At 58.1% G+C, this 17,140-nt stretch carries 13 protein-coding genes; 12 read left to right on the forward strand and 1 reads right to left on the reverse strand.

Translation table 11 applies throughout. The annotated features are described in order from the left end of the window. Window positions 1–361: 361 nt before the first annotated feature. From MPRO_RS16515 to MPRO_RS16535, 5 genes are all read left to right on the forward strand, one after another. Window positions 362–3,511 carry an efflux RND transporter permease subunit gene (locus tag MPRO_RS16515; RefSeq protein ID WP_067295233.1) on the forward strand — a complete coding sequence of 1,050 codons (3,150 nt, stop codon included), beginning with the start codon at window positions 362–364 and terminating at the stop codon, window positions 3,509–3,511. A 141-nt stretch (window positions 3,512–3,652) separates the two neighbouring features. Then, complete coding sequence (locus MPRO_RS16520) at window positions 3,653–4,312, forward strand: TetR/AcrR family transcriptional regulator (RefSeq protein ID WP_067295238.1); 660 nt, start codon at window positions 3,653–3,655, stop codon at window positions 4,310–4,312. Window positions 4,313–4,551: 239 nt separating this feature from the next. After that, the gene (locus MPRO_RS16525) at window positions 4,552–5,562 is read left to right on the forward strand and encodes an alpha/beta fold hydrolase (protein ID WP_067295242.1); all 1,011 of its coding nucleotides are present in this window, start codon (window positions 4,552–4,554) and stop codon (window positions 5,560–5,562) included. A 52-nt stretch (window positions 5,563–5,614) separates the two neighbouring features. Beyond that, the gene (locus MPRO_RS16530; RefSeq protein WP_067295245.1) at window positions 5,615–6,712 is read left to right on the forward strand and encodes an endonuclease/exonuclease/phosphatase family protein; all 1,098 of its coding nucleotides are present in this window, start codon (window positions 5,615–5,617) and stop codon (window positions 6,710–6,712) included. Between the two features lie 56 nt (window positions 6,713–6,768). After that, window positions 6,769–8,043, forward strand: a complete 1,275-nt coding sequence (locus MPRO_RS16535) for a TMEM143 family protein (RefSeq protein WP_082708886.1) — start codon at window positions 6,769–6,771, stop codon at window positions 8,041–8,043. Window positions 8,044–8,412: 369 nt separating this feature from the next. Here MPRO_RS16535 and nirK read toward each other — a convergent pair whose 3' ends face one another. Continuing rightward, complete coding sequence (gene nirK / locus MPRO_RS16545) at window positions 8,413–9,903, reverse strand: copper-containing nitrite reductase (RefSeq protein ID WP_082708888.1); 1,491 nt, start codon at window positions 9,901–9,903, stop codon at window positions 8,413–8,415. A 375-nt stretch (window positions 9,904–10,278) separates the two neighbouring features. Here nirK and MPRO_RS16550 point away from each other — a divergent pair, with 375 nt between their 5' ends. The 7 genes from MPRO_RS16550 (at window position 10,279) to MPRO_RS16575 (ending at window position 16,965) form a co-directional block, all read left to right on the forward strand. After that, window positions 10,279–11,274 (forward strand): fumarylacetoacetate hydrolase family protein, encoded by a 996-nt coding sequence (locus tag MPRO_RS16550; RefSeq protein ID WP_067295251.1) that lies wholly within the window; start codon window positions 10,279–10,281, stop codon window positions 11,272–11,274. A 360-nt stretch (window positions 11,275–11,634) separates the two neighbouring features. Then, a complete protein-coding gene (pqqA, locus tag MPRO_RS25155) occupies window positions 11,635–11,706 on the forward strand; it encodes a pyrroloquinoline quinone precursor peptide PqqA (RefSeq protein ID WP_075961633.1) in 72 nt (23 codons plus the stop codon). 116 nt (window positions 11,707–11,822) lie between these two features. Continuing rightward, window positions 11,823–12,743 carry a pyrroloquinoline quinone biosynthesis protein PqqB gene (gene pqqB / locus MPRO_RS16555; RefSeq protein WP_067295254.1) on the forward strand — a complete coding sequence of 307 codons (921 nt, stop codon included), beginning with the start codon at window positions 11,823–11,825 and terminating at the stop codon, window positions 12,741–12,743. Between the two features lie 21 nt (window positions 12,744–12,764). Next, window positions 12,765–13,547: a pyrroloquinoline-quinone synthase PqqC gene (gene pqqC / locus MPRO_RS16560; protein WP_067295257.1), complete on the forward strand. Its 783-nt coding sequence runs from the start codon at window positions 12,765–12,767 to the stop codon at window positions 13,545–13,547. Beyond that, on the forward strand, window positions 13,547–13,861 hold the full coding sequence (gene pqqD, locus MPRO_RS16565; RefSeq protein WP_082708890.1) for a pyrroloquinoline quinone biosynthesis peptide chaperone PqqD: 315 nt from the start codon (window positions 13,547–13,549) through the stop codon (window positions 13,859–13,861). The genes pqqC and pqqD overlap by 1 nt, the downstream gene beginning before the upstream one ends. Further along, the gene (gene pqqE / locus MPRO_RS16570; RefSeq protein ID WP_173645518.1) at window positions 13,833–15,011 is read left to right on the forward strand and encodes a pyrroloquinoline quinone biosynthesis protein PqqE; all 1,179 of its coding nucleotides are present in this window, start codon (window positions 13,833–13,835) and stop codon (window positions 15,009–15,011) included. The genes pqqD and pqqE overlap by 29 nt, the downstream gene beginning before the upstream one ends. Before the next feature lie 43 nt (window positions 15,012–15,054). Beyond that, on the forward strand, window positions 15,055–16,965 hold the full coding sequence (locus MPRO_RS16575; RefSeq protein ID WP_067295260.1) for an alpha/beta hydrolase family protein: 1,911 nt from the start codon (window positions 15,055–15,057) through the stop codon (window positions 16,963–16,965). The last annotated feature ends 175 nt before the right edge of the window (window positions 16,966–17,140 follow it).

Raw genomic sequence — 17,140 nt, forward strand, 5'->3', positions numbered from 1 at the left:
GTACCGCGCTGCAAACCTGTGGTTTTATTTTACGAACAGGTTGCGGGCAGAAACTGCTTGCGTATGACGCAGGCAGCTCGCGGGCGCAGACCCAAGCAGCCTAGCAGATACTCCGGGGCGAGGTTTAGTACCAGTTTGACTCCGATACAAAGGACGTTGGCTGTATGGGTAACGTTTTGGCCGGTGCGGCCATGGGGCTCACTTGACATTAAACCAACCGGTATGTTTAGATTCACCCGCATACCGATCGGTATGCGCAGAGTCGGGTTCGCCGCACTCGCTGTACCGTTGCAATGCCAGTTGTGCTGAGCGCCAGACCCGCAGGGGTGTGCAACTGACCAAACCTTGGATAGGGCTTACCATGAATTTGTCGAAATTCTTTATCGACCGACCGGTGTTTGCCGGCGTACTGTCGGTGCTGATTTTTCTTGCGGGCCTGTTGGCCGTGTTTCAGCTGCCGGTCTCGGAATACCCGGAGGTTACGCCGCCGTCGATCGTGGTGAGTGCCAGTTTTCCCGGTGCCAACCCCAAGGTGATCGCCGAAACTGTGGCTACGCCGCTGGAGGAGCAGATCAACGGCGTGGAGAACATGCTGTATCTGTATTCCCAGTCCACCACCGACGGGCGCATGACCCTGACGGTGACCTTTGAGATCGGTACTGATCCGGATCTGGCCCAACAGCTGGTTCAGAACCGTGTTTCTCAGGCGCTGCCCCGTTTGCCTGAGGTGACGCGCCAGCTCGGTGTGACAACGACCAAGAGCAACCCGGATCTCACCATGGTGGTGCATCTGACGTCGCCGAATGACCGCTACGACATGCTGTATCTGCGCAATTATGCGGTGCTGAATATCAAGGATGAGCTGGCGCGCATTAAAGGTGTGGGGCAGGTACGGCTGTTTGGTTCTGGTGACTACGCCATGCGCCTGTGGCTGAATCCCGAAAAGATCGCCGAGCGCAATCTGACGGCGGCGGATGTGATCAACGCTGTGCGCGAGCAGAATGTGCAGGTGGCTGCGGGCATGATCGGTGGCGCACCCTATGCTGATGTATCCCAGCTGCAGTTGCCGGTAAATGCCAGAGGCCGTCTTGAAAGTCCTGAAGCCTTTAACGACATTATCATTCGTACCAGCGCGCAGGGGCAGGTCACGCGGTTGCGCGATGTCGCCCGCGTTGAGCTCGGTGCTTCGGAATATGCGCTGCGCTCGCTGCTGAACAACAAGGATGCGGTGGCGGTTCCTATTTTTGCCGCCCCCGGTGCCAATGCGCTGAACATCTCCCGCGATGTTCGGGCGACCATGGCCGCGCTGAAGAAAAATTTCCCCGATGGCGTGGATTTTGACGTGGCGTACGACCCCACGGTTTTTGTGCAGGGCTCGATCAATGCGGTCATAAAGACCCTGCTTGAAGCCGTTGGGCTGGTTGTGCTGGTGGTGGTGGTATTCCTGCAGTCCTGGCGTGCGTCTGTTATTCCATTGCTGGCGGTGCCGGTGTCTATCGTGGGTACCTTTGCGCTGATGCACCTGTTCGGATTTTCCATCAACGTGCTGACTCTGTTCGGGTTGATTCTGGCCATCGGCATAGTGGTGGACGATGCGATCATCGTGGTCGAGAACGTGGAGCGCAACATATCCGATGGCCTGGCGCCGCGGGATGCCACCATCAAGGCCATGCGCGAGGTGACTGGCCCGATTGTGGCGACGACGCTGGTGCTGCTTGCCGTGTTCGTGCCTATCGCCATGATCAGCGGTCTGACCGGACAGTTTTACCGCCAGTTCGCCCTGACCATTGCGATTTCAACGGTCATTTCAGCGATCAATTCCCTGACGCTTAGCCCCGCGCTGGCACGGCTGCTGCTAAAGCCCGCGGGCGAGGACAACGACTGGCTGACGCGCTTGATGAACCGACTGTTCGGGGGCTTTTTCCGCCTGTTTAACCGTTTCTTCAGTCGTTCCTCCGATGGCTACGCCAGGGGCGTCGGTGGGGTTGTGCGTCGCAAGGGGCTGGGCATGTTCGCCTATGTTCTGTTGCTGGGCGCTACCTACGGTCTCTTTCAGACCGTGCCGGCGGGCTTTGTGCCGACCCAGGACAAACAGTATCTGGTCAGCTTTACTCAGTTGCCGGACGGCGCCACCCTGGATCGCACCGAAGGCGTGATTCGCGAGATGAGCGATATCGCCCTCAATACACCGGGCGTTGCCGGTGCCGTGGCTTTCCCGGGCCTGTCGATCAATGGTTTCACCAACAGCCCGAGCGCCGGTATCGTCTTCGTGACCCTGGACGATTTTGACAAGCGTACCGACCCTGCGCTGTCGGCGTTCGCCATCAGTCAGCAGTTGCAGCAACAGTACAACGGTATCGAAGAGGGTTTTATCGCCATATTCCCGCCCCCACCTGTGCCGGGGCTCGGAACCATTGGCGGTTTCAAGCTGCAGATAGAAGACCGTACCGATCAGGGCTACGAAGCGCTGCAAAAGGTGCTGGACGAGGTGCAGGCCAAGGCGCGTTCGGCGCCGGAACTGGTCGGTGTCTTTTCGAGCTACAAGATCAATGTACCGCAGCTGTATGTGGATCTGGATCGAACCCGTGCCAAGCAGCTGGGCCTGAATATCAGTGAAGTCTTCGACACAATGCAGACCTATCTTGGGTCTATCTATGTGAATGATTTCAATCAGTTCGGACGTACTTATCAGGTTATCGCTCAGGCTGACAAGTCGTTCCGGGATTCACCCGATGATATACTGCGCCTCAAGGTGCGTAACAATGAGGGCGAGATGGTTCCCCTGGGTGCGGTGATCCGCATCAGTGAAACCTTCGGCCCGGAAGCGGCCCAGCGTCATAATGCCTTTCGGGCAGCTGATTTGAACGGCAGTGCGGCGCCTGGATATTCATCCGGTGAGGCCCAGGCGGCAATTACCCGCATTCTGGAAGAAACCTTGCCCGCTGGCATGCAGTTCGAATGGACGGAGCTGACCTATCAGCAGATCCTGGCAGGCGACACCACGGCCCTGGTGATTCCGCTGGTCATACTGCTGGTGTTTTTGGTGCTGGCGGCACAGTACGAAAGCTTGCTGCTGCCGCTGTCCATCGTGCTGATCATCCCCATGAGCATGCTGTCGGCGCTGGTGGGCGTGTGGCTCAGTGATGGCGATAACAACATTTTCACTCAGATCAGTCTGTTCGTGCTGATGGGGCTGGCAACCAAAAACGCGATACTGATCGTGGAGTTTGCACGCGAACTGGAGCATCAGGGGCGTAGCGTTGTTGAGGCGGCCATCGAGGCCAGCCGGTTGCGCCTGCGGCCGATCCTGATGACGTCCTTTGCCTTTATCATGGGGGTGTTGCCGATGGCGCTCTCCACCGGTGCGGGGGCCGAGATGCGCAACGCCATGGGGATCGCTGTTTTTGCAGGCATGTTGGGGGTCACGCTCTTTGGCCTGATTCTCACGCCGGTGTTCTATGTGTTGTTGCGTAACCTGCGGGTACGTCCCAAGGCTGATGTCAGCACTTAGCAGCTTGCTGGCAGACGCCTGATCTCGGCGGCCGGCAGCGGCTTTCGTTGTCGGTCTAAAAACCCTGCATGGCTTGTGGACATACCGATTGGTTTGTTATAGTGCAGACTCATAATAAGGAGTCGGGAGGCACGTATTGTTATGCGCAAGCAAACAGATACCCGCGAGAAGCTGCTTTGTACCGCGATGAGCCTTATCTGGCAAAGCAATTACACCAGTGTGGGTGTTAACGAAATTTGCAAGCAGGCCGGGGTCACCAAGGGTAGTTTTTATCACTACTTCGAGACCAAGGCGGATCTGTATTATGCGGCGGTGCTGCATGCCTGGGAGCAGACTAAGAAGGAGCTTGAGGCGCTATTCACCTCCGGCCTGACGCCCCTTGAGCAGCTCGATGCGCTGATTGGCTTGATTGTTGGCCATGCTCAGGTGAAAGAAGGCGACTGTTCTGCAGCCTCGAATCAGAAAGTCGTGGGTTGCCCTGTCTTTACCTCCGGCGGCCAGTGCGGCTGCGATGAAGACAAGGTGCGCCTGGTGGCACAGGAGATGACCGAGCACAAGATTGCCTACGACATCCGCCTGATACAGGGCCTCAAGGATGCCGGGTTGCTCAATGGCGACCCGGATGTATCGCAGCTGGCTCGCCTGATGTACCAGTACGTGCAGGGGCTGCTGATCTATGGCCGCATCTACAACGATATCGAAAGGGTGAAGGCGGATTTGCGCGATGGTGTCCATCGCCTTATCGACCTCAAGCAGGAGTACCGCACCGCGGTCGCTCCTGTGCGTAGCGAGGTCGCCTGAGCTGCATCTCGCCTGATAAGGGTCTCGTATTGAGGCCCTTTTCTAATTTGGCCTGATGGGTTTTTTCTGTTTCCCCAAATGGGTTGCGCGCCTTGACAGGGTGAAATAATATTATACCGTTATCTTGCCCCTTGCCCCTTTACTCTGACCGATTGATCCGTGGTGCCTGTTACTGCGTAATCAACACAGATGTGTCGTCTCTTGAGGCTTACCCTATTTTCTACCGCCGGAATTCAGCGATGATCGGATTCTTTGCCCTCGTCGGCATCTTTGGGCTGCTTGCCCTGGCGACACTCTGGGGTGTAAGTCGCACCCAGGCGCAGTTTCCTCCCCAGGGATCCTTTCTCGAAGTCGACGGCGTGCGCCTGCATTATCGCGAGGCGGGTACTGGCGCGGTGCTGGTATTGATTCATGGTTCCAGCGGTAACCTGCGTGACTTCAGCAACAGTATTTTCGCTCCGCTAAGCAAGACTCACCGGGTCATTGCAATAGATCGCCCGGGGCACGGCTACAGTGAACGGCCGCGGGGGGCCTGGCCGGACCCTGAGCGCCAGGCCGCGCTCATTCACGGCTTGCTGCAGCAGCTGGAGGTTAAGGATCCGATACTTGTCGGCCATTCCTGGAGCGGGTCTTTGGTGCTGGCCTATCTGCTGGCGTTTCCCGAGGATGCGGCAGCGGCTGTGCTGCTGGCCGGTGCGACCCATCCCTGGGTCGGCGGTGTTGCCTGGTATAACAATCTGGCGGGGGTTCCACTGCTCGGAGACGTCTTTGCCCGCACGCTCGTCTATCCGTTAGGTTCCCAAACGCTTGAGTCTGCCATCGCCGGGGTGTTCGCGCCTAATGTTGTGCCAGCAGGGTACAGCGAGAGTACCGGAGTCATACTGTCATTGCGTCCAGAGGTCTTTCTGGCCAATGCCGAGGATGCCCGTGGCCTGAGTGAGTTTCTTGCCGTGCAGAGCCAGCACTATGGCGAAATCAAGCAGCCGCTGTTGCTGCTCACCGGCGAGGAAGACAACATAGTGCCGGCCTGGAATCACAGCGACAGGCTGGCCCGCCAGGCACTCAATAGCGAACAGGTGTCATTTGCTGCCACCGGGCATGCACTGCATCACGTCCACAGTGCCCGGGTGGTGGCGCTGATCGAAGACTTCTCCAGACGCCAGCACCTGCCTCTGCGCCAGCATGACAGCAAGGCTGCGGACAGGGCAGAGCGCATGATCGCACCTAAAGCTACACTCGGCGCCCATTGACGGTCACAATGGCGTCTGATCTTTCCACCCGACAGACGGGATCTTTGGCCTGATGGTGTTTTACAGCCTTGCCGCTCTAGCGGCGCTTTTACTGCTGGCAACCCTGTTGCCGTTGTCGCGTGCCACCTACTGGTGGGTGCGGGGATTTGATTTTCCGCGCATGCAGTTCTGTGTTATCGCCCTGGTTCTTGCGCTGCTGCAGGTCGCGGCACTGGATATGAGCGTGCCGGCCAGCGGCTTGTTGCTGGGCCTGACCCTGGGTTGCCTGGTCGTTCAGGCATGGTGGATTCTGCCCTTTACGCGGCTTTACCCGGTTGAAGTTCGCTGGGCCGACAGAGGTGCTGACGCCAGCAGTATCGCCATCATGACCGCCAATGTACTGACCCCCAACCGCAATGCGGCTGCGTTACTGGCGCTGGTGCGCCGTTATGATCCCGATATCCTGGTGACGCTGGAGTCCGATGACTGGTGGCAGTCACAGCTCGACTGCCTGGATCCCGACTACCCCTACAGCCTTAAGTGTCCGCTGGATAACCTCTATGGCATGCATCTGTACTCCCGGCTGCCGTTATCCAGCAGCCATATCGAGTACCTGGTGGAATCCGGAGTGCCCTCGATGCACACTTTGGTGGAACTGCGCAGCGGCCAGCAGGTGCGAGCCCATTTCCTGCATCCTGCGCCGCCGAGTCCGACGGAGAATGAGCATTCCTCGCAACGTGATGCCGAGCTAATTGTGGTAGCCAAAAGTGTTGCCAGCGCTGATCTGCCGGTCATTGTCACCGGTGACCTTAATGACGTGGCCTGGTCTGAAACCACCCGGCTGTTTCGCAAGATCAGCGGTCTGCTGGATCCCCGCGTCGGCCGCGGTCTGTACAACACCTTTCATGCCGGATACTGGTTTATGCGCTGGCCGCTGGATCACCTGTTCCATAGCGCCGACTTTCGTGTACAGGACCTGCGCCGCCTGCCGGGCTTTGACTCCGACCACTACGCGCTCTTTAGTCGGTTGCAGTATCAGGGCGGGGCCGTGCCGGGCCAGAATGGCCTTGATGCCGCGCCGGGCGATGCCGCCTGGGCCGATGAAAAGCTGCAGCAGCATGATGTCTGCACAGGGGATGTGCCCAGACCCGAGGGCTCCACTGGGCTTTAGTGAGCTGCGCCTGTTACTCTTGCCGCTATGGCAAACGGATGTAACAGGGAGTTTCAGTGAGCGCCGATCAGGATACAGCCGACAAACGATTTAGATTTATCCCGTACCGCAAAAAAGACCTGCTGAGCTGGTGTCTGCAAGATCTTGGGCGCCAGCCAGAGGCACTGGCCCAGAAGGTCAGCGACTTTGCACGTTTCGGCACCCTGCTCAATAGTGTCTATCACCATGATTTTCGCAGTCTCGTTGAAGGCCTGAAAGACAGCTATGCAGCGCTTGATCCGGATGCCGATACCCGCCGGATAACGGTTATCCCGCACGCAGGCAAGGATTCAGGGCCTGGATTTGCTGCACTGCTGGGTGAACTGCTCGAAAAGGCCAACTACGAAGTCATCACCCAGGCAGATCTCAACCAGGCGCTGGCCGAATCCTCGCTGTTCAAGATCAGTCTGCAGGTGGACTTCGGCGACTTTTGTGAAGTGCTGCTGTTCTGTCGCGGCGAGGCGCGTCGTACCGAAAAGGTCAGCAGCTGTTTCGGGCTGATCAGGCGTGAGATCGAGTTCGTCAATTACGACCGCGTGGTGCTTTATCTGCGCTTTCGGGATGACTACGGCCAGCAGGGCAATGCGCCCGCGGGATGCAAGGCGGGCTCCACCTTGCTCAAACTGTTCCAGAACGTACCCAAGGCTGATCTGGAGATGCTGTTTCCCAACACTCATGTGCGCATGCGTACCATCGACAAGCTGCTTATAGGCGTGCCGGCGCTGATTAGTGGTGGCATAGTGCTGACGACCAAACTGGGCGCGTCCCTGGTGGTGCTGGGCTCCCTGCTGGGCTTCTGGCTGGGCCTGCATCAGCAGCCGGTGGAGATCAATGAGGCGGTGATCATGGCATTGCTGGCGGGTGCAGGGGCGCTCGGGGGTTATCTGTGGAAGCAGTTTAATACTTTCAAAAACCGCAAGCTGCAGTTCATGCAGGCGCTGATGCAGAACCTCTACTTCAAGAATCTGGACAATAACGCCGGCGTATTTCATCGCCTGGCCGATGATGCCGAAGAAGAAGAGTTCAAGGAGGCCATGCTGGCCTACTATCAGCTGCTTATTGCTGAAAAGGGCCTGAGCCGGGCAGAGCTGGATACGCGTATTGAGCAGCGCTTTGCTGCAGAACTGGGCTGTACACTGGATTTCGAGATCGATGATGCGCTGCATAAACTTCAGTCACTGGCGCTGGTGCAGGAGGTTGATGGCCTGCTCGTGGCGGTGTCGCTGGAGCACGCCAACCGGCTGCTGAATCAGCGTTGGGACGGTTATTTCGAGCCCGGGGCTCTGGCTTGAGTTGATTGGGCAGCTGCACAGGTAAATATTCATCAGCGGTTGCTGGCGGCGCCTGATTTCCTGAGCCAAGCTTGAGAGCAATAAGTAAGTACTCTGTACTTGCATGCGGATCATCCGCAGGTCAGTCAGTGTTGGCGCGGCGTGCTTCAAGGCACGAATGTCGATAACAATAAGCCGATTGGGCAGGGCGAAGGACATACAGATCATGAATATCATCGCAGATCAGGGCTGGGGCGTATTTTTGATTTCCCTGTTAGTGACTATCTTTGTTTCGGTGGTTCAGTACTGACCTTTTCAGGCCACAGGCCCTGGCGGGAAAGGGGGCAGGGTAATGAATGATTACCCGGTAAACGCGGCCCCGCTATGGCCTTATTCTGATTTCATTGCTGCGCCGCCTTCACGCCTTGCCTGTACTTGGGCATCGCTGATCTGGCCGCCAGCGTTGTTCCAGCTGTTGAGTATGAAGGTGAGAATGTTGGCGATATCGGCGTCGTTAAGGCGCTGGGCGGGCATCTCATTGTTATAGGTTTTACCATTCACCTCGATTCGCCCTTTCAAACCCTGCAGCACTATATCGATGGCACGGCTGGTATCGGCGTTGAGGTAGTCGGACTGCGCCAGCGGCGGAAAGGCCGTGGCGATACCCTGGCCCTGAGGCTGATGGCAGGCAGCGCAATTCTGCTGATACAGGCGTTCGCCAAAGCGGATCTGCTCGCTCAAATTTGTAGCCAGGGGCGTTTGGGGTTTCACCCTGTCAAGTTGCTGCACGGTAGTACCCTCGGGCCGATAAATCCCTTCGGCCTGCTTGCCTGAATAGATGGCGGTATCCTGTGCCCCGCTAACGTGCAGCGTACCCAAAGCACCCTTGTTAAAGGCGCGAAAAATGGCATGATCGACCAGCAGAAAATCCCCCGGCACATCGAGACTAAATTCCACAATGGCGGCACCGCCTGCGGGTATCAGGGTGGTCTGCACATTCTCGTTGATGACAGTGCCACCCTCGACCTGCACGCGATCAAATATCTCGCCTATCAGATGAAAGGATGACAGCAGGTTGGGGCCGCCATTGCCGACATAGAGTCGCACGGTTTCACCTACCTTTGCCTGCAGTGCGTTATCACCACTGAGGGCGCCAACGGCACCGTTAAACAGTACGTAGTCCGCCTGCTCGCGGATGGCCTTGGCCATGTCAAACGGCTGCAGGCCAGGATCGCCGTGGTCACCTGCGGTGTAGAAATCACCCTGCATGACGTAATACTCGCGATCCACCGCGCTCATGCCCTGTTCGGGTTCTACCAGGATCATGCCGTACATGCCGTTGGCAACATGCATTCCCACCGGGGCCGTGGCGCAGTGATACACATAGAGCCCTGGATTCAGGGCGCGAAAGCTGAAGGTCGAGCTGTTGCCGGGGGCGGTGAAGGAAGCCGTGGCGCCGCCACCGGGGCCTGTAACAGCGTGCAGGTCAATATTGTGCGGCATGCTGGAATCAGGGTTGTTGGCAAGGTGGAATTCAACCTGGTCACCCTGGCGTACGCGGATAAAACTGCCGGGTACGCTGCCGCCGAAGGTCCAGAAACGATATTCCACGCCATCGGCCAAGCGCATGGTCTTCTCAATGGTTTCCAGTTCAACCACCACATGGGCCTGGTAGTTGCGCCCGGTTGGCGGTGGTACCTGGGGCGGTGAGGTTAGTACTGCCTGCTCTATCGGCAAGCTTGCTGCGAGCACCGGCAAGACTGAAGCAGACAGCACAATGCCGAGCAGGGCCAAGCACAGCAGTGTCGGCCAGGGCTGTGAGGCCCCGCGCAGGGCTGTGCTGGCAAGGTGACAAGGGATCTTCGGGTTTGGGCGTTTCATGACAGGCTTCCCGCGGAGGGATTAGGTAGTTTTCACTATACGCCGCTCCAGAGGGGATTCTGTTGATCTGGATCAAGCGGCAGGCTCAGGTCTGCGGTGAGTTATGCAAGGTGCCTTAAGGCTTGTAACGGGAGAGCGAAGCGCTGTAACCCGCAGGTTGCAGGGCAGCTTAGAGTATCCAGAATGTGCAAGGCGGCAAGTCAAAAGGTTGACAGGCACTCATTAATTGAATTATTAATTACATAATTATAAATATTAACTAACCCCCGCAACCCAAGCTCCCTGAGCATACTCCCACCGCAGCAGCGGACCGTCATTGGCAGCAGCCTGTTCGGTGCGGGGGAAATTTGAGTTGCGGATGACCGAGGCCGTTGAATGAAACTTGTGACATTTTTGAATCCCGTGGGCGTACAGCGTATCGGGGCTCTTTTTGTGGATGCCACAGGCGAAAAGGTGGTGGATCTTAACTACGCCTATGCCGCCTTTGCGCTTGAGGTTAATCTTGACCCTCGTCCCCAGGCCATGGCGGATGCGTTGGTGCCATCGGACATGCGCGAGCTGTTTGCAGGGGATGATCGCAGCCTGGATGCGGCCCGTCAGGCCGAGACCTACGTTATCGAGAACAAGGACCCGGCATTGCGCGGCGTTAACGGTGAGGTGCTCCTGTTCAGGCGTGAGGATGTCAGGCTGCTGGCGCCCATTCAACCGACAAAGCTGTGGCATACGGCGGGTAATTTCCTCGAGCATATTGACGAAATGGGGGAGGCGGGCTTCAAGTACGAGGTCGAAAAACCCTGGATCGGTTTCTATCAGAACACCACCGCCTGCATAGGCCCGGACGCGGCCATCGTCTATCCGCAGCATCTGACCGCTGAATTGGACTACGAGCTGGAAATCTGTGCAGTCATCAAGGGCGTCAAGCACAGGGATCTGACGCCGGCAGAGGCCGAAAACGCCATTGGCGGCTATCTGATTTTCAACGATGTTACGGCGCGGGACATTCAGGCAACCGAGTTCCCCAACCGCAGCTATGGCTACAGCAAGGCGCTGGATACCTTCTGCCCGATTGGTCCCTGCATAGTGACGCTGGATGAGATCGGCGACGTGCAGCAGCTGGAGATGAACCTCAAGGTCAATGGCGAAATACGCCAGCAGTCCTCGACCGCTCGCATGTGCCGCAGCATGGCGCAGATCGTGAGTTACTACTCAGGCCAGGGGTTTGTCGGCGGCGACCTGATCAGCTCAGGCACGCCCGCTGGCTGCGCTGTCTTTCATACAGATCCCCAGGCCTGGTATCTCAAACCGGGCGATGTGGTGGAGTGTGAAGTCGAAAAGCTCGGCGTACTGCGCAACACTGTGGTCGCGGGCTAACATACCGGGACTGAATCAGGGGTCTAGACTCAGACAGAGGTTCAGATCATGTAAAAGGGGAAGCCAGCGGGCTTCCCCTTTTGTCATTTAGCACCGTCTCCAGCGGCCTCTGGCTGGATTCAGCGGCAGGAAAATATCCTCCATTTAGGCATTTCGGCGCCGCGGCATCGGTGTCACCTACTACCTATTCAGGCGGGTTTTAGTTCCAAAGTACCATTCTGTCCGCAGGCCAGGCTTCCTATCATCGACAGGTAGCGGTTTTGTCTGTCCCCACGGGTTCGGTACAGCCTGCTAGCTAGCAACTGATTTGAAATAACTTGCTGCAAATAATTTGCTCCAAAACAAAAAGAGGAAAACACCATGTGGACTAAACCGGCATACATCGACCTGCGCATTGGCTTTGAAGTCACCATGTACTTCGCAAACCGTTAAGCGCGTTGGTATGGGCCTCGCTGCGCGGGGCCTTTTCTTTGCGGCGGGCAGGGGATGCTTTCCCGTCACTCTCGAGAAAGGCCTCGAGTAACGGCCAGAGAGCGGACATTATAATAATGAAAATTCAGATACTGGGCTCGGCAGCCGGCGGCGGTTTTCCACAATGGAACTGCAATTGTCAGAATTGCAGCGGCCTGCGCAACGGTACCCTCAATGCCAAAGCCCGCACCCAGTCTTCCATCGCGGTCAGTGTCAACGGCACCGACTGGATCCTGTTTAACACCTCACCCGATATCCGGGCCCAGCTTGAAGCCTTTGCCCCCATGCAGCCGGCACGTGCTCTGCGTGACACGGGCATTGCCGCCATTGTTTTTATGGATAGCCAGATCGACCACACCACTGGTTTGCTGATGCTGCGTGAAGGCTGCCCGCATCAGGTCTGGTGTACCGATCGCGTGCAGGATGACCTGAGCGACAGCTTTCCACTGTTCAATATGCTCAAGCACTGGAACGGCGGTATCGACTGGCAGCGCATCGGTATCGAGCCCGACAACAGCAGCTTTGTGATCGACCGGGTGCCGGAACTCACCCTCACCGCTGTGCCCCTGACCAGCAGCGCGCCGCCCTATTCGCCGCACAAGGGCGATCCGCATCCGGGGGACAATATAGGCGTGCTGATTACGGACAGCCGCAGTGGCAAGTCGGTGTTCTATGCGCCTGGCCTGGGTGTGATAGAGCCACACCTGCTGCCCTTCATGCAGGAGGCCGATTGCCTGCTGGTGGATGGCACCCTGTGGAACGACGATGAAATGATTCGCGCAGGCGTGGGTACCAAGCTGGGCCGTGATATGGGTCACCTGGCGCTGTCGGGCGAGAACGGCATGATTGCGTTTCTCGATACCTTAGAAAAGCCGCGTAAAGTCCTGATTCATATAAATAACACCAACCCTATTCTGGATGAAGACTCCGCCGAACGGGCAGAGCTGGGGCGTCACGGCATTGAGGTTTCAGAAGATGGCATGTCCATCGAACTATAAAAACAACGCAGAGGCGACGCGATGAACAGCTCAGTACAGCAGTCAGCCGAGCAACACCTGCAGGCTCCCATGACGCCACAGGCCTTCGAGGCGGCGTTGCGGGCCAAGGGCGACTATTACCATATTCACCACCCCTTTCACCGTGCCATGTACGAAGGCGAGTGCACGCCCGAACAGATTCGCGGCTGGGTGGCGAACCGTTTCTATTATCAGATCAACATTCCGATGAAGGATGCCGCCATCATGGCCAACTGCCCTGATCGCGACACTCGCAGGCTCTGGGTGCAGCGCCTGCTGGATCATGACGGTTACGATGGTGGTGAGGGGGGGATAGAAGCCTGGCTGCGTCTGGGTGAAGCTGTGGGTCTTTCGCGCGAAGAGGTTCTGTCCCAGGAACATGTGTTGCCGGGTGTGCGCTTTGCCGTCGACGCCTATGTGAACTTCGCCCGTCGCGCGACCTGGCAGGAAGCGGCCAGTTCGTCGCTCACCGAGCTCTTTGCGCCCACCATTCACCAGGCGCGCCTGGCCAGCTGGCCCGAGCACTACCCCTGGATCGATGCCAGCGGCTATCAGTACTTTCGCTCGCGCCTGACCGAAGCCCGCCGCGACGTGGAGCATGGTCTGACGATTACGCTGCAGCATTACCGGACCCGGGCCGGGCAGGAACGCATGCTGGATATCCTGCAGTTCAAGCTCGACGTGCTCTGGAGCATGCTCGATGCCATGACCATGGCCTATCAGCTCGACCGGGCGCCTTACCATACGGTAACGACGAAGCCTGTTTATCACCGGGGGCTTTTCTGATGAACGATTTATTGACCCATGAGCTGGGCTTGAAGGCGCTTCTGGTTGAAGCCCAGCGCGTTCCTGCGTTTAACCCCATGTTTCGGTTGCAGTGGGAAAAGGCGCAGGACAGCTATGTGCTGCTCTACCCCGAAGGCATGATCAAGCTAAATCCCAGTGCCGGCGAGATTCTGGCCCGGGTGGATGGCAAGCAGAGCGAGGCTGAAATAACCGATGCGCTGCAGCAGGCGTTCCCCGAGGCGGGATCGCTGGCCGGCGATGTGCACGAATTTATGGAGGTGGCCTGTGAACAGAACTGGATTCGATTCGTCTAGCCTGGCGCCGGTCTCTGAGCCTGATGTGGCACCAAAACCCGCCGGCCAGCCGCTCTGGCTGCTGGCGGAACTTACCTACAAGTGCCCGCTGCAGTGTCCCTACTGCTCCAATCCGCTGGATTTTTCCGCCAGCGGTCAGGAACTGAGCACAGAACAGTGGGTAAAGGTGCTGCGGGAGGCGCGGGAAATGGGCGCTGCGCAACTGGGTTTCTCCGGCGGTGAACCCCTGTCGCGGCCCGATCTGAATGAGCTGATTCAGGAAGCGCGCCAGCTGGGCTATTACAGCAACCTGATCACCTCGGGAATCGGGCTTAATGATCACAAACTGGAGCAGTTTCGTGCCTCCGGGCTTGATCATATCCAGGTAAGCTTTCAGGCCAGCGATGAGGAGGTCAACAACATGCTGGCCGGCTCCGCCAAGGCCTTCAGGCAGAAGCTGAAGATGGCGCGGGCGGTGAAGGCCAATGGCTACCCGATGGTGCTGAACTTCGTGACCCATCGGCATAATATTGATCGTATCGACCGCATTATCGAACTCTGTATCGAGCTTGGAGCCGACTATGTCGAGCTTGCCACCTGCCAGTACTACGGCTGGGCGCTGGAGAACCGCGAACAGCTGATGCCAAGCCGCGCCCAGCTGGAACGTGCTGAGCGCATCACCAACGAATACCGCGCCCGATTAGAGGCTGCCGGCAACCCCATGAAGCTGATCTTCGTGACGCCGGATTACTACGAGGAGCGGCCCAAGGGGTGCATGAACGGCTGGGGTCAGATCTTTCTCACCGTTACCCCCGATGGCACAGCCTTGCCCTGTCACAGTGCGCGCCAGTTGCCGGTACAGTTTCCCAATGTGAAAGATCGCAGCCTGGAAGATATCTGGTATCGCTCCTTTGGCTTTAACAAATACCGTGGCAATGACTGGATGAAGGAGCCCTGCAGCTCCTGCGACGAGAAGGACAAGGATTTTGGTGGCTGTCGCTGCCAGGCCTATATGCTCACCGGCGATGCCGCCAACGCGGATCCTGTGTGCAGCAAATCGCAACATCACGGCAAAATCCTGCAGGCACGGGCGGAGGCCGAAGCGCCCCGTGATATCCCCATGACCTTTCGCAACGAGCGCAACAGCCGTGTTTTCTGTCGCAGCGAATGAGCCAGCTTTAGCCCAGGGCTGCGACTCAGCGCCAGATAGCGCCATGAGCGCCCGCGAGGCGTGCGAAGCACAGTACGACTACGCAGGTCTCGTGGCCTGTCGCTATGGTCTGATCTGGGTGGAGTATCAGCCGGAGGATGGCTGCAATCGTCTGGTACGCCTCTACAAGGGCCGGCGACAGGTGCTGACGCCCCCGGGCTTTAACGTGCGCAGCCGGGTGCATGAATACGGCGGCGGTGCTTTCTGTGTGGCGGGGGATCGCATCCTTTTCGTCAACGATAGCGACCAGCAGATCTGGCTGCAGCCCCTGGGCGATATCGATACCACCCCGATTCCCGCGCACTGCCTGCGCCTGACCCATAGTCTTGATACCCGCTACGGCGACCTGCTATACGACGGCCTGCGCCGGCGCGTGATTGCCGTGGCTGAGCAACATCCTGGTCCGATCAATTCAGCGCGGCCTGAAGCCCATTGCAGTGAGGCCACAGCCGAAACACTAAACACTACAAAAGTCGAAAATACGCTGGTGGCGGTGTCGCTGAAAAGCAGTCAGCAGCAAAGCCTGGCGGCGGGGCGTGACTTTTTCAGCTCGCCCTGTCTGAGCCCGGATGGCTGTGAGCTGGCCTGGCTTGCCTGGGATCATCCCCATCAACCCTGGACCCGCAACCGGTTGTTCCGCGCCCGCCTGGGTTCTGAAGCCAAGCCAGTGGACGTGCAGGAAGTCTCAGTTGGCGACGGCCCCGAGTCCCTGTTTCAGCCAGGCTTTGATGCCAGCGGCGCCCTGCATGTGGTGAGTGACTGCAGTGGCTGGTGGAATCTGTACCGACAGGATAGAGCAGGGCGCTGGCACAATGTTTGTCCGCTTGAGGCCGAGTTTGGCGCAGCCCAGTGGCAACTGGGACTCAGAACCTGGGCGCGGGCGGACAATGGCGATTATTACTCTGCGCTGGTGGACCAGGGACGTGGGCGCCTGGTGCAGATTCGCCCTGGTGAGCCTGTTGAGGATCTGGCGCCGGACTATGGTCTGATTCGATCTGTCTCTGTCTACCAGGGGTGCATCTACTGCATCGGGCAGGCAGGTGACTCTGCTGTGGCTGTGCTGGAGCTGGATCATGTCGGCGCCGTACCCCGGGTGCTGGCGGGCGGTGCAGCGGTGGAACATCCGGTATCGGCGCCACAGCCGTTCAGTTGTGCTGTAGCCCAGGATGAGCAGGTGCATGGCTTTTACTACGCGGCCTATCCCGTCACTACAGCCATGCAAGCGGCTCCAGTCAAAAAACCGCCGTTGCTGATTATGACCCACGGTGGCCCCACGGCCAGCAGTTATCCGGTGTACCGTGCGGCCGTGCAGTACTGGTGTAGCCATGGCTTTGCGGTGCTGGATCTCAACTACCGTGGCAGCGCAGGCTATGGCCGTGCCTATCGCCATCGTCTTGGCGGAAACTGGGGCGAGAGTGATGTTGAGGATGTGGCCGCCGCCATTACAGCGCTAGGCGCGGGCGGTCGCATAGACCCGCAGCGTGTATTTATCCGTGGCAACAGTGCCGGCGGCTACACCACCCTCAGTGCCCTCGCAGGTATCAGCGGCCTGAGGGCTGGCGCCAGCCTCTATGGCGTCAGCGATCCGCTCTCCCTGGGTAAGGTCACCCACAAGTTTGAATCCTGCTACCTCGACTGGCTGATTGGTGATCCTGATGAGGTGCCAATGCGTTATCAGGCGCGCTCGCCCCTGGCGAACGCCTATCGAATCAGTGCCCCGGTGATCTTCTTTCAGGGCCTGCAGGATAAAGTGGTGTTGCCGGATCAGACGCTGCGCATGAGTGCTGCGCTGCGTTCGCGAGGCATCGATACCGAAGTCCAGCTGTTCGAGGACGAGGGTCACGGCTTTCGCCAGCTCGATAATCAGATACAGGTTCTGGAGCAGGAGTTGGCGTTTTACCGGCGCTATTCTTGAGGCTGGCCGATTGGCTTCCATGGATTATTGCCATGAGGATGTCAGCCGGGTAAACGGCAGAAAGCCACGCGAAGGCGTGGCTTTCTGTTTTAGTGCCACCAGGTCTTTAGTGGAGGCTACTTTTTTGCGCCTATTAATCCAGTGGACAAATAGGTTCCCTCCCTATTTGTCCGTC

It is taken from the genome of Marinobacterium profundum (genome assembly GCF_001528745.1).
In the GTDB taxonomy this organism is placed as follows: Bacteria; Pseudomonadota; Gammaproteobacteria; order Pseudomonadales; family Balneatricaceae; genus Marinobacterium_A; species Marinobacterium_A profundum.